The following is a 13,587-nucleotide window of genomic DNA, read 5'->3' on the forward strand; positions in this document are numbered from 1 at the left end:
GTTTGATGCACTACCCTACTCCGGGGCATGCAGTTCACGCAATTGTTGCAGGAATCCGACGCACTCGTCGGGCAGCGGCGCTTCCACCGCCAGCGGCTCGCCCGTGGCCGGGTGGATAAACACCAGCCGGTGGGCGTGCAGGAACATGCGTTTGAGGCCCGGCTTGGCACCGGAACGCGCCAGCGCCTTGTTCAGCGAGAAGTCGCCATATTTTTCGTCCCCGACAATCGGGAAGCCCGAGTGGGCCAGGTGAACGCGGATCTGGTGGGTACGGCCAGTCTTCAGCTCGGCCTCCAGCAGGGTGAAGCCCTGGAAGGCCTCGACCCGGTTGAACACGGTGTGCGAGGCCAGCCCGTCGGCCTGCACCCGCACCCGGCGCTCGCCGTCCGGCGTGCTGTACTTATATAGAGGCAGCTTCACATGCTGGCGCGCGTTCGGGAATTCGCCGGCCACGCAGGCGAAATAGCGCTTGTCCATCGCGCTGCCGCGAATCTGCTCGTGCAGGTGGACCAACGCCGAGCGCTTCTTGGCCAGCACCAGGATGCCGGAGGTCTCGCGATCGAGCCGGTGCACCAGTTCCAGGAACTTGGCCTGGGGCCGGGACCGGCGCAATTGCTCGATCACACCGAAGGCCACGCCCGAGCCGCCGTGCACGGCCACGCCGGCCGGCTTGTTGATCACCAGCAGCTGGGCGTCCTCAAACAGCACCGGGAATTCGCCCGCTGGCACATGCTGGGCATTGTCCGATTGCGCCGAATTCGCCACCCGCATTGGCGGAATGCGCACGACATCACCCGACTGCAGGCGATAAGTGGCATCGATCCGGCCCTTATTGACGCGAACTTCACCCGAACGCAGCACCCGGTAGATATGGCTCTTGGGCACGCCCTTGGCCACCTTCAGCAGGAAGTTGTCAATGCGCTGACCTTCCGAGCCTTCGTCAATCGTGACATACGCCACCTGTGGGCTGGCCGGCGCAGCTTCGGCAGCCTTTTCAATTTGATGGCGTAACTCATTCATTTTCAATATAATTTCCTCGCTGTCCCGGCTTGTGGCCGGCAGCGCAAGACCTGTGTAAGCGATTGATCTTCGAGTTTTCTTGGATTTTTCGCATTCTACACTTGGGGTTGCCGCCAACCCCGCCCGTCTCCCGCAACTTTGCGTTCCGCCAAGCGCCAGACGGGCAAATGGCAGTAAGAAGCAGCACGCACGGTGCCGCCGGCATGCAGGAAGTCGCCCAAAGGAGGCTTCGGCGAGGCAGGCGGTGACGTGGGAACTGAGTGTTCAGGTAAAACAGAATTTAAAGGCGGATGCCACTGCCGGCATCCGCTTCGGTGAGAGAAGTCCTGCCCGCACCGGGAAACGGTGCCGGCCGGCAGGTTAGCCTGCCGCCTGACTGGAAATACCGGCGCCCGGTCGCAGAATTCCAAGAAGTAGTAGGTGCGCCCGCCAGGAGCAGTCAGGCAGCAACGGCAACCATGCCGTGTCCGAAAAATTTGCTCTTTGACGCGTCTAGGCCTTCCGCGGCCGGCCGCGATGCCGCCGGCGCCGGTTGCGCCGGCGTTCAGCATCGCCTCCGGCACGGGAACGCGCCGGATGTCTGCGCAAGAGCAGCCTCCGGTGTTCTCTCCTGCCCCGCGGACGTTACCCCGACGTCATCGCTCTCTTTCACCCGCGCCCAGCCGCTCGCCTATCCCGCGCAGCGGCGCTTTCCGGCAATTCTCGCGCCTCGCTCGCTCCCTCGCGTGCTCCATAGATCGCCGCGGACACCGCCCAGACGGTGCCACCCGCGACACTGGAGTGAGGTATTGCGATGAAACGCATGCTGTTCAACGCGACGCAACAGGAAGAATTGCGCGTCGCCATTGTCGACGGTCAGAAACTGATCGATATCGACATCGAGACTGCCGGGCGCGAACAGCGCAAGGGCAACATCTACAAGGGTGTCATCACCCGCATCGAACCCTCGCTGGAAGCCTGCTTCGTCAACTACGGCGAAGAGCGCCACGGCTTCCTGCCGTTCAAGGAAGTAGCCCGCGCCTTCTTCAAGGAAGGCATCGACGTGCGCAACGCGCGCATCCAGGATGCCCTGCATGAAGGCCAGGAACTGATCGTCCAGGTCGAGAAGGAAGAGCGCGGCAACAAGGGCGCGGCCCTGACCACCTTTATCTCGCTGGCCGGCCGCTACCTGGTGCTGATGCCCAACAACCCGCGCGGCGGCGGAGTGTCGCGCCGCATCGAGGGCGAGGACCGGCAGGAACTGCGTGAAACCATGGCGCAGCTGACCGTGCCGGAAGGCATGAGCATCATCGCCCGGACCGCCGGCATCGGCCGCTCGGCCGAGGAACTGCAGTGGGACCTGAACTACCTGCTGCAACTGTGGAAGGCCATCGACGGCGCCGCCGGCGACAACAAGGCTCCGCTGCTGATCTACCTGGAATCGAGCCTGGTCATCCGCGCCATCCGCGATTACTTCCAGCCGGATATCGGCGAGATCCTGATCGATACCGACGAGATCTACGAACAGGCCCGCGCCTTCATGAGCGTGGTGATGCCTGACAACATGAACCGCGTGAAGAAGTACCGGGACGACGTGCCGCTCTTCTCGCGCTTCCAGATCGAACACCAGATCGAGTCGGCCTACTCGCGCATGGTGATGCTGCCCTCTGGCGGCGCCATCGTGATCGACCACACCGAGGCGCTGGTCTCCGTGGACGTGAACTCGGCCCGCGCCACCAAGGGCGCCGACATCGAGGAAACCGCGCTGCGCACCAACCTCGAGGCCGCCGACGAGATCGCCCGCCAGCTGCGCCTGCGCGACCTGGGCGGCCTGATCGTGATCGACTTCATCGACATGGAGTCGGGCAAGGCCCAGAAGGACGTGGAAACGCGCCTGAAGGACGCGCTGCGCCACGACCGCGCGCGCGTGCAGATGGGCAAGATCAGCCGCTTCGGCCTGATGGAGCTGTCGCGCCAGCGCCTGCGTCCGTCGCTGTCGGAGGGCTCGCACATCACTTGCCCGCGCTGCAACGGCACCGGCCATATCCGCGATACCGAATCGTCCGCCCTGCAGGTGCTGCGCATCATTCAGGAAGAGGCGATGAAGGAAAACACCGCCGCCATCCACTGCCAGGTGCCGGTGGAGGTAGCCGCCTTCCTGCTGAACGAGAAGCGCCAGGAAATCAACCTGATCGAGCTGCGCTTCAAGGTCAATGTGCTGCTGATCCCCAACAAGCACCTGGAAACGCCGCACTACAAGCTGGAGCGCCTGCGCCACGACGACCCGCGCCTGGAAGAGAGCACCGCCAGCTACCGCATGGCCGAGGCTGCCGCCAAGGAACTGGAAGCCGACACCAGCTACAGCAGCCGCCGCAAGGAAGAAGCCAAGCCGCGCCAGGAAGCCGCGGTCAAGGGCATCACCCCGGAACAGCCGGCGCCGGTATCGGTGCCGCGCCCCGAGCGCGCGCCCAAGCCGGAAGCCCCGGTCGCCCCGCCCGTGCCGGCCACCCAGCCGGTGGTCAGCGGCGGCTTTATCGCCTGGCTGAAGGGCCTGTTCGGTGCCCGTCCGGCGACCCCGCCGGTGGTGGAGCCGGCCAAGCCGGCAGCTGCAACCGAGACCCGTAGCGCCGAAGGCCGGCGCGAGCGCGGCCAGCGCGGCGAAGGCCGCGGCCAGCGTGGTGAGCGTGGCGACCGCGCCGAACGTGGTGAGCGCACGGAACGTGGTGAGCGTGGCGAGCGCCAGGGCCGTGGCCAGCGCGGCGACCGTGCCGAGCGCGCGGAACGTGGTGAGCGCCAGGGTGCCGAGCGCGGCGAGCAACGCGAGGGCCGTGGCGAACGCCAGGGCCGCCAGCCGCGCCAGCAAGGTGAAGGCCAGGCCACCCCGGCCCTGGCCCGCCAGGGCGAGGCCGTGCAAGCCGAGCGTGCCCAGGGCGAACGCGTGGAGGGCCGTCAGGAAGGCCGCCGCGACCGCAACCAGGAACGCCGCGAGCGCCAGCGTGAACGCCAGCGCGAACGCAGTGAACTGCGAGAAGCCGAAGCCGGTGAAGCACCGCAGCCGGAAGCCATCGCCGCCGCCCAGGCCCTGGGCGTGCTGCCCCAGGCCGTGACCGAAGAGACGCAAGCCGTCCGCGCCGAGCTGCCGGAAGGTGCCGAGAGCGCCGCCGAGACCGCTGAGGGCGAAGAGCGCCGTCGCCGCAACCGCCGTGGCCGCAACCGCTATCGCCGTGAGCGCGACGAGTCGGCGCAAGGTGCGCAGGGTGAAGGTGAAGGCGAAGGCGACGAAGAAGCCGCCGCTGCCGAAGGCGTTGCCCCGGTGCGCGCTGAAGCCGCCGTGCCGGCCGAGCCCGCACCGCAAGCTGCCGTGGCCGTGGCCGCCGCAGCCGAGGCCGTCGAAGCGATCCGCATCGCCGTGCCGGAAGACGTGGCGCCCGCGCCGGTCGCCGAGGCCGCCCCGCTGACCGCGCCGGCTGCCGAGCCCGTGCCCCAGCAAGCTGCCCCGGTAGCCGTTGCCGTCACAGAAGCCGTTGCCGCCGAAGCGATCGTCGAAACCACCGCAAGCGTGGCCGTCGAAGCGGCTCCGGTCGTGCCGGCACCTGCCGCTGCACCGGTCGCCGCCCCTGTGGCCGAAGCCGCACCGGCCGAGGTGTCCGCCCCTGCAGCCCCGGTGGTTGCTGCAGCGCCGGCCGCACCGGCGGCGTCGGCCACCCCGGCAGCACTGGAGAACCTGGAACCGATGCTGGCCACCGCCGGCCTGCAATGGGTCCATACCGACAGCGACAAGCTGCGTTCGGCCCAGGAAGCCGCCGCCCGCATGGCGCCCGCCCCGCGCGTGCAGCGCGAGCGCAAGGCGCTGCCGCCGCTGCCCCACGGCCCGATGATCCTGGTGGAAACCGGTGGCCGCGAAGTGGAGATGGCATCGCAGCAGTAAGCATTGCCGCTGCACCGCAGCCAAAGCAAGAAGGGGACGGCCACGCCGTCCCCTTTTTTCATGGGCAGCCGGCCGGATGAATCCCCGCCATCACCGGGGGATGCGGGTGCCCCGCCCCCGCCTCGGCTAGAATGGCAGCAGAAGGCATCCGGCCCTCGAGCGCCCCTGATTTGGCCACGCCGCCATGCCGCTCCCCGGACGCCGTGCCCACCCACAGGCCATGACCGAATCCGTCATTCCGATTTTCGACCTGCGCGACCATCGCTACCGCTCGATGACGCCCAGCATTCCCGGCAAGCTGGCTGCCCCCACCGGCCTGGTGGCAGACACCCGCGGCCGGCCGCTGCATGACCTGCGCATCTCGGTGACGGACCGCTGCAACTTCCGCTGCGTCTACTGCATGCCGAAGGAAGTCTTCGACAAGGACTACACCTTCCTGCCGCATTCCGAGTTGCTGAGCTTCGAGGAGATCGAGCGCACCGCGCGCCTGTTCGTCGCCCACGGCGTCGAGAAGATCCGCCTGACCGGCGGCGAGCCGCTGCTGCGCAAGAACATCGAGCACCTGGTGGAGATGCTGGCGAAGATCGAGACCGTCTCGGGCAAGCCGCTGGACCTGACGCTCACCACCAACGCCTCGCTACTGGCGCGCAAGGCGCGCGCGCTGCGCGACGCCGGACTGACGCGCGTCAGCGTCAGCCTGGACGCGATCGACGACGCCACCTTCCGCCGCATGAACGACGTGGACTTCGCCGTCGCCGACGTGCTGCACGGCATCGAGACCGCGCAGGCCGTGGGACTGGCGCCGATCAAGGTCAACATGGTGGTCAAGCACGGCACCAACGACCAGGAAATCGTGCCGATGGCGCGCCACTTCCGCCACAGCGGCATCATCCTGCGCTTTATCGAGTTCATGGACGTGGGCGCCAGCAACCACTGGCAGATGGATGAAGTGCTGCCGTCCTCCGAGGTGGTGAAGCGCATCGATGCGGAATTTCCGCTCGAACCGGTGCAGGCCAACTACTCCGGCGAAACCGCCGAACGCTGGCGCTACCGCGACGGCAGCGGCGAGATCGGCGTGATCTCCAGCGTCACCCACGCCTTCTGCGGCGACTGCAGCCGCATCCGGCTGTCCACCGAAGGCCGGCTCTACCTGTGCCTGTTCGCGACCGAGGGCTTCGACCTGCGCGCGCTGCTGCGCGGCGGCTACAGCGACCTGGAAATCTCCAATGCGATTGCGCAGGTGTGGCAGGGCCGCACCGACAATTATTCCGAGCAGCGCAGCGACCCGACGGTGCGCGCCAAGCGTGCCGAGCGCAAGATCGAGATGTCCTATATCGGCGGCTGACCCCGCCGCACACACAATCCATGATTGCACGCGACGACATCACCGGCCTGATCCTCGCAGGCGGCAGGGGCAGCCGCATGGGCGGCACCGACAAGGGCCTGCAGCCGCTGCACGGCACGCCGATGGCCATGCACACGATGATGCGCCTTACCCCCCAGGTGGGCGGGCTGATGATCAATGCCAACCGCAACCTCGCCGCCTATGAGTCCTTCGGCGTGCCGGTCTACACCGATTCCGTGCCCGACTTCGCCGGCCCGCTCGCGGGGATGCTGGCCGGCCTGGAGCAATGCGCCACGCCGTGGATGGTGACCGCGCCCTGCGATTCGCCGTTCTTGCCGACCGACCTGGTGGCACGCCTGGCGCAGGCAATCGAGACCGAAGGCGCGGACCTGGCGATCCCCGTCACGCTGGACCAGGACGGCCGGCGCCAGACCCAACCTGTGTTCTGCCTGATGCCGGTCAGTGCGCTCGACAGCCTGGTGGCTTATCTTTCCGGCGGCGGCCGCAAGATCGAGACCTGGGCCGCCTCGCACCGGCTGGCCGAAGTGCTGTTCGACGACGCCGCGGCCTTTGCCAATATCAACACCCTGGACGAACTGCGCACGCACGAAACGCGCTGAGCCACCATGCCCACCCTGCAATCCGTCATCTCCTGCCTTTCCGACTACGACCCCGCCGCCCTGCCGGTGGACCAGGCCAACCGCATCATCGGCGAGGTGGTCGAGCCGGTGCGCGGCGTCGAGCAGTTGCCGATCCGCAGCGCCCTGGACCGCGTGCTGGCCGAGGACATCGTATCGGCCATCGACGTGCCGGCGCATGACAACTCGGCGATGGACGGCTATGCCTTCCAGGGCGCCGCGCTGGCTGCCGCGCAGACCGCCACAGTCGAGCTGGAAGTCATCGGCAGCGCCTTCGCCGGAGGTGCCGGCGCGCTGGCGCCCACGGCGGCGCAGGCGGTGCGCATCATGACCGGCGCGGTGATGCCGGCCGGCTGCGACACCGTGGTGCCGCAGGAATTCGTGGAAGCCGTGGACGACGGCGCGCGCATCCGCTTTGCCGCCGACTGCGTGCGCACCGGCGACAACCGGCGCCTGCGCGGCGAAGACCTGGCGCGCGGCCAGGCCGCGCTGCAGGCCGGGCGCATCCTCCAACCCGCCGACCTGGGCCTGCTGGCCTCGCTGGGCGTGGCCGAGGTGCGCGTGCGCCGGCGCCTGCGCGTGGCGTTCTTCTCCACCGGCGACGAGCTGCGCTCGATCGGCGAGCCGCTCGATCCCGGCTGCGTCTACGACTCCAACCGCTACACGCTGCACGGCATGCTGCGCCGGATGAACGTCGACCTGCTCGACATGGGCGTGGTGCGCGACGACCCCGACGCGCTCGAAGCCGCCTTCCGCACCGCCTGCGAGACCGCCGACGCGGTCATCACCTCCGGTGGCGTCTCGGTCGGCGAGGCCGACTACACCAAGCAGATCATGGCGCGCCTGGGTGATGTCACGTTCTGGAAGATCGCGATGCGCCCGGGCCGGCCGATGGCCTTCGGCCGCATCAATTCCAACGGCCGCGACGCGCTGCTGTTCGGGCTGCCGGGCAACCCGGTGGCGGTGATGGTGACCTTCTACCACTTCGTGCGCGCCGCGCTGCAGCGGCTGATGGGCGCCAGCGTGGCACCGCTACCACTGCTGCGCGTGCGCAGCGCGCAAGCCATCCGCAAGAAGCCCGGCCGCACCGAGTACCAGCGCGGCATCCTGGCGCGCGCCGGCGACGGCCAGTGGGAAGTGCGCATTACCGGCCAGCAGGGCTCGGGCGTGCTGCGCTCGATGAGCGAGGCCAACTGCTTTATCGTGCTCGGCCACGAACAAGACTCGGTCAAGGCCGGCGATGCGGTCGAGGTGATGCTGTTCGACGGACTGGTCTAGCCGGACCGGCAGGAGCTGCACGCAAGCGCTTGCCACACGCCGGTAGCAATGTGTCGTTTTTGTGCCGCACATTTGCGGCCGTAGCACTGCCGGCACGGGGCTTTCGCCTGCCCCCGCCGACGGCGGGCTATGCTTGGCATCGACCAATCGCTACACTTGGCGCACGATTCAGAACCATTCGAGTATCCCCCGTCATGAATCAGGAGATCGCCTACCTCCACCCCGTCAAGACCGCCCGCGCGCTGGTGCTGGTCTACCTGTGCTTCTCGCTGCCGATCGTGTCGCTGGGCCTGTTTGTCACCTTCGTCCGCTACGGTGACCTGCCCGCCATCACGGTCTTCAGCGCAATCATCCTGAATGCGCTGATCGGTTTCGGCCTGCTGTGGCTGGCCTGCAAGGCCTACAACTGGGTGGCCGCCCGTTTCGGCGGCATTGAAGTCCACGTGCGCGAACTGGCGCCCGAAGACGAGCGCTGAGCCGCGCGCCGGCGCCCAGGCCGGCAGCAAATCCGGCAGCCCCCTTCGGGGGCTTGCCCTGAGCCTTCCCTGCCGCGCGTTCAGCCGCCGTTGTCTTCGGCGGCCTCCGGCGCGTCCGCCGCTTCTGCGGCATTGAGGCCAAGCACCTGCTGCGCGGCCTCGCCCGGCAGCGCTTCCACCGTGCGCAGCTTGCGCGCCATCTGGCGCGTGCGCACTTCAGCCTGCTCGATATTGCGCGCGGCGCGTTCCAGCGTATCGCGCGTCTTGGCCAGCACGTCGCCAAACTTGCCGAACTCGGTCTTGACCGCGCCCAGCACCTCCCACACCTCGCTTGAACGCTTTTCCAGCGCCAGCGTGCGGAAGCCCATCTGCAGGCTGTTCAGCAGCGCGGTCAGCGTGGTCGGCCCGGCCACGGTCACGCGGTAGTCGCGCTGCAGCAGGTCGGTCAGGCCCGGGCGCCGCAGCACTTCAGCATACAAACCCTCGGTCGGCAGGAACAGGATGGCGAAATCCGTGGTCTGGGGCGGCGACAGGTATTTCTCGGCGATGGTCTGGGCCTCGCGCCGCAGGGCCACTTCCAGTTCGCGGCCGAAAGCGAGCACGCCGTCCGGGTCGCCCCGCTCCTGCGCGTCCACCAGGCGCTCGTACTGTTCCTTGGGAAACTTGGCGTCGACCGGCAGCCAGACCGGCGCATTGTCGCCACCCGCCGCCTTGCCCGGCAGCCGGATGGCGAACTCCACCCGCGCGCCCGAGTTGCGCACGGTCTCGACATTCTTGCCGTACTGCTCCGGCGTCAGCATCTGCTCCAGCAGCATTTCCAGCTGGACTTCGCCCCAGGTGCCACGCGACTTCACATTGGTCAGCACCTTCTTCAGGTCGCCCACGCCCTGCGCCAGCACCTGCATCTCGCCCAGGCCGCGGTGCACCTGCTCGAGCCGGTCCGACACCAGCCGGAAGGATTCGCCCAGGCGCTGCTCCAGCGTGGCGTGCAGCTTCTCGTCGACGGTGCGGCGCATTTCCTCCAGCTTGGCGGCGTTGTTGGCCTCGATGTCCTGCAGCTTCTTCTCCAGCGTGGCGCGCACTTCGGCCAGGCGCCGCTCGTTGGCTTCGGACATCTGCGCCAGCTGCTGCTGCAGCCCGTCGCCGAAGCGGCGCAGCGTGCCGGCCTGCTCGTCGCGCGCCTGCTGGCCCTGCAGCATCATGTGCTGGCGCACCTGCTCGAGCTGCTGGGTATTGGTCTCGGTCAGCTTGGCCAGTTGCTGCGCGAAGGTGTCGATCTGGTTGTTCTGCAGCGTGGCGATGCCGGTCAGCTGCGACGACAGCGCCTGCTGGAAGCGCAGCATCTGCTGCGCCGACTCGTCGCGGTTGCCGCGCGCGGCCCCGGCCACTTCGGTGCGCACCTCGCGCTCCAGCCGCTCCATGCCGCGCGCGCTTTCCGCGCGCATGTCGGTCAGTTGCCGGCCAAGCTCGGCCCCCGGCGAGGCAGCCTGCTGGCGCAGCAGTACGATAACCAGCAGGGCGACCGCGAGCAGCGCCACGGCCAGCGTCAGGAACGGAATCAGGGTCATGCAGGAAACAGGTGGATGGCAGGCTTAGCGGCGCCGCGACATGACGTCGGGGTTGATCACGGTGGACGGATGGCCGGCCTGCGGGCCCTGGTCGAGCACGGCGATCAGGTTGTCGGCGGCCAGCATCGCCATCGCACGGCGGGTCTTCTCGGACGCGCTGGCGATATGCGGCGTGAGCACGACGTTGGGCACCGTCAGCAGGTCCGGATGAACACCGGGCTCGCCCTCGAACACATCCAGGCCGGCGCCGAAGATGCGCTTGTCACGTAGCGCCTGCGCCAGCGCGGCGTCGTCGACGATGCCGCCGCGCGCCAGGTTCACCAGCGTCGCGGTCGGCTTCATCAGCGCCAACTCGGCCGCGCCGATGGCATGGTGGCTCTGCGGGCCATAGGGCAGCACCAGCAGCAGGTGGTCGGACTGGCGCAAAAGGTCTTCCTTGCTGACATAGCGCGCGTTGAGCGCGCGCTCGGTGTCCGCCGGCAGCTGGCTGCGGTTGTGGTACAGCACGCTCATGCCAAACCCGCTCGCGCGGCGCGCCAGCGCCTGGCCGATGCGGCCCATGCCGAGGATGCCCAGCGTGCTGCCGTACAGGTCCATGCCGACCAGCATGTCGTAGCTCCAGCGCTGCCACTTGCCGGCGCGCAGGTAGTGCTCGGCCTCGGTCACGCGGCGCGCGGTGGCCATCAGCAGGGCCCAGCCGAAGTCGGCGGTTGTTTCGGTCAGCACGTCCGGCGTATTGGTGGCGACGATGCCGGCGGCTGTCAGCGCCGGCACGTCCAGGTTGTTGTAGCCGACCGCCATATTGCACACCGCACGCAGCGCCGGCAGCCCGGCGACCACGTCGCCGTCGATGCGGTCGGCAGCGTTGGCCAGCACGCCGGCCTTGCCCGCCAGGCGCGCCTTCAGCGCGGCGGCGTCCAGCACCGCGTCCTGCTGGTTGTCGTCGACATCGAAATACTGCGCCAGGTGCGCAATGACTTCGGGATAGATGGCGCGGGTGACCAGGACAGACGGCTTCATGGCATCAAACTCGGAAGAAAAGGAAGGTCATGATGACGAACAGCGGCATCAGGAAGATGCCCGAGTACAGCATGTAGCCGAAGAAGCTCGGCATGCGCACGCCGCGGTTCTCGGCAATGGCTTTGACCATCAGGTTGGGAGCATTGCCGATATAGGTATTGGCGCCCATGAACACGGCCCCGGCCGAGATCGCGGCCAGCGTCGAGGCATCGCGCGTCATCAGCGTGGCCGCGTCGCCACCGGCGGTGTTGAAGAACACCAGGTAGGTCGGCGCGTTGTCCAGGAACGAGGACAGCAGGCCGGTGGCCCAGAAGTACATGCTGTCGACCGGCTGGCCGTTGCTGTCGCTGACCGCGCGGATCACGCCGGAGAAGGCGCCGTCGGTGCCGGCCTTGAGCATGGCGATGACTGGAATGATGGTCAGGAAGATGCCGGCAAAGAGCTTGCCGACTTCCAGGATCGGCTCCCAGTTGAATTCATTGCCGGCGCGCGCCGTCTGCGGCGTCACCAGCAGCGACACTACCGCCACCACCACCAGGAGCGCATCGCGCACCGCGGCCTGCAGCGGCACCTCGGTGCCCAGGATGTCGAACGAGATGCCCGGCTTCCACAGCCCGCTCATCAGCACCAGGCCGATCACGGCCAGCAGCAGCACGAAGTTGAACTTCCCTTCGATGGCGATGCCGCCCGAGTCCGGCGTGGGGTCGCTGCGCGGCGGCAGTTCCTCTTCCTTGTTGTGGTAGTAGTGACGGTCGAGCAGGTAGAACAGCGCCAGCAGCACCACGCAAATAAAGACCGTCTCCGGGAAGATGTTGCGCATGGTCCAGAAGAAGTCCACGCCCTTCAGGAAGCCCAGGAACAGCGGCGGATCGCCCAGCGGCGTCAGCGAGCCGCCGGCATTGGCCACCAGGAAGATAAAGAACACCACCACGTGCGCCACGTGGCGGCGGTTGTCATTGGCACGCAGCAGCGGCCGGATCAGCAGCATGGCCGCGCCGGTGGTGCCCATGAAGCTGGCCAGCAGCGTGCCCAGCGCCAGGATGCCGGTATTGAGCCCGGGCGTGCCGTGCAGGTTGCCGCGCACGCAGATGCCACCGGCCACGATATACAGCGAGGCGATCAGAACGATGAACGGGATGTACTCCGCCAGCAGCGCGTGCACCGCGCTGGCCACAGCCGCATGGGTGCCGAACGCTGCCGCGAACGGCAGCAGGAACAGCAACCCCCAGCCCGCGGCGATCTTGCCATAGTGGTGGTGCCAGAACTTGGGCGCAACCAGCGGCCACACCGCGATCGACAGCAGGATGCCGGCGAACGGCAGCCCCCACAGCGAGGACAGCGACGCCCCGTCAAGGTCCGCGGCATGGCCGACGGCGGGAAAGGCGGCCAGCGCGGCCAGCAGCGGCAACAGCACGGAGGCACGTCGCATCAGGCAGAATCTCCTCGGGAATGCAGCATTCATTGGCGCACCGCCCGCACGAAGCCGCGGCACGCAGGCAAGCGTGCAAGTGTAATTCATGCATCTCTTGCGCAGGCCTTGCTGCATCAGCGGCGCATCGCATTCCGTGCGGCGCAAGCCGCGGCTTCAGGCCTCGTCGACCAGGATCACATGCACGCGGTATGGGCCATGGGCGCCGAGCACGATGGTCTGCTCGATATCGCCCGTGCGGGAAGGCCCGCTGATGATATTGGTGGCGCGCGGCAGTTCGCCGCGCTCGCTGCGCACCAGCGCAAAGGCGTCTTCCAGGCCGGCGACAATGCGCGAGCGCGGCACCACCGCCACGTGGGTCTCGGGCAGCAGCGCGGCCGAGGCAAAGGTGGCCGGGCCCGACAGCAGCATCAGCGAGCCGGTCTCGGCAATCGCGCAGAAGCAGCCGGTAATGCCGACCAGGTCGCCATGATCGTGGTCGGCCTCGACCTCGCGCACCGGCGGGCGGCATTCCACCGCCAGCCCCGCGGCCTGCCACGGCAGCGGGCCCAGCGCGTCCCACGCCACGGCACGGTGGACCAGGTTCAGGCTGTCGAGGAAGCGCGCGGTGGCGGCGGGCACCTCGTCCATCGTCGCCACGCGGTCCACGGTCGAGGCCATGCGCTGCGCCTGGGCCAGGAAGGCCTCGGCCAGGTCGGCCGCCACCGCCGGGCGCGGGCCCTGCGGGTGGCGCGACAGGTAGTCGGCCACGGCCTCGCGCTCACCCGCGCTCGGCCGGGTCGGCCTGCCCTGGGCAGCACGGATGCGGGCAAAGATGCGGTCGCGGGCGTCGTTGGTTTCCATAAGGACTGGCTGGGGGTCGCAAAGCGCGGCGAACGCGCGATGCGCCGATTATAGTGGCGCCCG

Annotated in this window: 10 protein-coding genes; 5 read left to right on the forward strand and 5 right to left on the reverse strand. The window is 68.1% G+C overall.

The features are described 5' to 3' along the window. Positions 1-15: 15 nt before the first annotated feature. On the reverse strand, positions 16-1,020 hold the full coding sequence (locus AC1Q7H_RS32485; protein WP_013957380.1) for an RluA family pseudouridine synthase: 1,005 nt from the start codon (positions 1,018-1,020) through the stop codon (positions 16-18). 793 nt (positions 1,021-1,813) lie between these two features. Here AC1Q7H_RS32485 and AC1Q7H_RS32490 point away from each other — a divergent pair. The 5 genes from AC1Q7H_RS32490 to AC1Q7H_RS32510 all read left to right on the forward strand — a co-directional run bounded on the left by AC1Q7H_RS32490 (position 1,814) and on the right by AC1Q7H_RS32510 (position 8,664). Further along, positions 1,814-4,927: an Rne/Rng family ribonuclease gene (locus AC1Q7H_RS32490; RefSeq protein ID WP_492378286.1), complete on the forward strand. Its 3,114-nt coding sequence runs from the start codon at positions 1,814-1,816 to the stop codon at positions 4,925-4,927. A gap of 220 nt (positions 4,928-5,147) precedes the next feature. Next, positions 5,148-6,272, forward strand: coding sequence for a GTP 3',8-cyclase MoaA (gene moaA, locus AC1Q7H_RS32495; RefSeq protein WP_211979963.1), 1,125 nt, complete (start codon positions 5,148-5,150; stop codon positions 6,270-6,272). A 20-nt stretch (positions 6,273-6,292) separates the two neighbouring features. Further along, positions 6,293-6,892 carry a molybdenum cofactor guanylyltransferase MobA gene (gene mobA / locus AC1Q7H_RS32500; RefSeq protein ID WP_013957383.1) on the forward strand — a complete coding sequence of 200 codons (600 nt, stop codon included), beginning with the start codon at positions 6,293-6,295 and terminating at the stop codon, positions 6,890-6,892. Between the two features lie 6 nt (positions 6,893-6,898). Further along, entirely contained in the window at positions 6,899-8,188 is a 1,290-nt protein-coding gene (gene moeA / locus AC1Q7H_RS32505) for a molybdopterin molybdotransferase MoeA (protein WP_114132432.1), read from the forward strand. A gap of 194 nt (positions 8,189-8,382) precedes the next feature. Beyond that, positions 8,383-8,664 (forward strand): hypothetical protein, encoded by a 282-nt coding sequence (locus AC1Q7H_RS32510; protein WP_010814663.1) that lies wholly within the window; start codon positions 8,383-8,385, stop codon positions 8,662-8,664. A gap of 80 nt (positions 8,665-8,744) precedes the next feature. Here the strand turns inward: AC1Q7H_RS32510 and AC1Q7H_RS32515 are convergent, their stop codons facing one another. The 4 genes from AC1Q7H_RS32515 to AC1Q7H_RS32530 all read right to left on the reverse strand — a co-directional run bounded on the left by AC1Q7H_RS32515 (position 8,745) and on the right by AC1Q7H_RS32530 (position 13,524). Further along, positions 8,745-10,232, reverse strand: coding sequence for a DNA recombination protein RmuC (locus AC1Q7H_RS32515; RefSeq protein ID WP_013957385.1), 1,488 nt, complete (start codon positions 10,230-10,232; stop codon positions 8,745-8,747). 24 nt (positions 10,233-10,256) lie between these two features. After that, the gene (locus tag AC1Q7H_RS32520) at positions 10,257-11,252 is read right to left on the reverse strand and encodes a 2-hydroxyacid dehydrogenase (RefSeq protein ID WP_492382144.1); all 996 of its coding nucleotides are present in this window, start codon (positions 11,250-11,252) and stop codon (positions 10,257-10,259) included. Positions 11,253-11,256: 4 nt separating this feature from the next. Further along, entirely contained in the window at positions 11,257-12,681 is a 1,425-nt protein-coding gene (locus AC1Q7H_RS32525) for a sodium:proton antiporter (protein WP_211979965.1), read from the reverse strand. Between the two features lie 156 nt (positions 12,682-12,837). Continuing rightward, entirely contained in the window at positions 12,838-13,524 is a 687-nt protein-coding gene (locus tag AC1Q7H_RS32530; RefSeq protein WP_013957388.1) for a LutC/YkgG family protein, read from the reverse strand. Positions 13,525-13,587: the final 63 nt, after the last annotated feature.

It is taken from the genome of Cupriavidus sp. GW823-FHT06D04 (assembly GCF_058795055.1).

Coding starts and splice junctions, on each gene's coding strand:
- mobA (WP_013957383.1), top strand. CDS start 6,293: ATGATTGCACGCGACGACATCACCGGCCTGATCCTCGCAGGCGGCAGG.
- moaA (WP_211979963.1), top strand. CDS start 5,148: ATGACCGAATCCGTCATTCCGATTTTCGACCTGCGCGACCATCGCTAC.
- AC1Q7H_RS32520 (WP_492382144.1), bottom strand. CDS start 11,252: ATGAAGCCGTCTGTCCTGGTCACCCGCGCCATCTATCCCGAAGTCATT.
- AC1Q7H_RS32525 (WP_211979965.1), bottom strand. CDS start 12,681: ATGCGACGTGCCTCCGTGCTGTTGCCGCTGCTGGCCGCGCTGGCCGCC.
- moeA (WP_114132432.1), top strand. CDS start 6,899: ATGCCCACCCTGCAATCCGTCATCTCCTGCCTTTCCGACTACGACCCC.
- AC1Q7H_RS32485 (WP_013957380.1), bottom strand. CDS start 1,020: ATGAATGAGTTACGCCATCAAATTGAAAAGGCTGCCGAAGCTGCGCCG.
- AC1Q7H_RS32490 (WP_492378286.1), top strand. CDS start 1,814: ATGAAACGCATGCTGTTCAACGCGACGCAACAGGAAGAATTGCGCGTC.
- AC1Q7H_RS32510 (WP_010814663.1), top strand. CDS start 8,383: ATGAATCAGGAGATCGCCTACCTCCACCCCGTCAAGACCGCCCGCGCG.
- AC1Q7H_RS32515 (WP_013957385.1), bottom strand. CDS start 10,232: ATGACCCTGATTCCGTTCCTGACGCTGGCCGTGGCGCTGCTCGCGGTC.
- AC1Q7H_RS32530 (WP_013957388.1), bottom strand. CDS start 13,524: ATGGAAACCAACGACGCCCGCGACCGCATCTTTGCCCGCATCCGTGCT.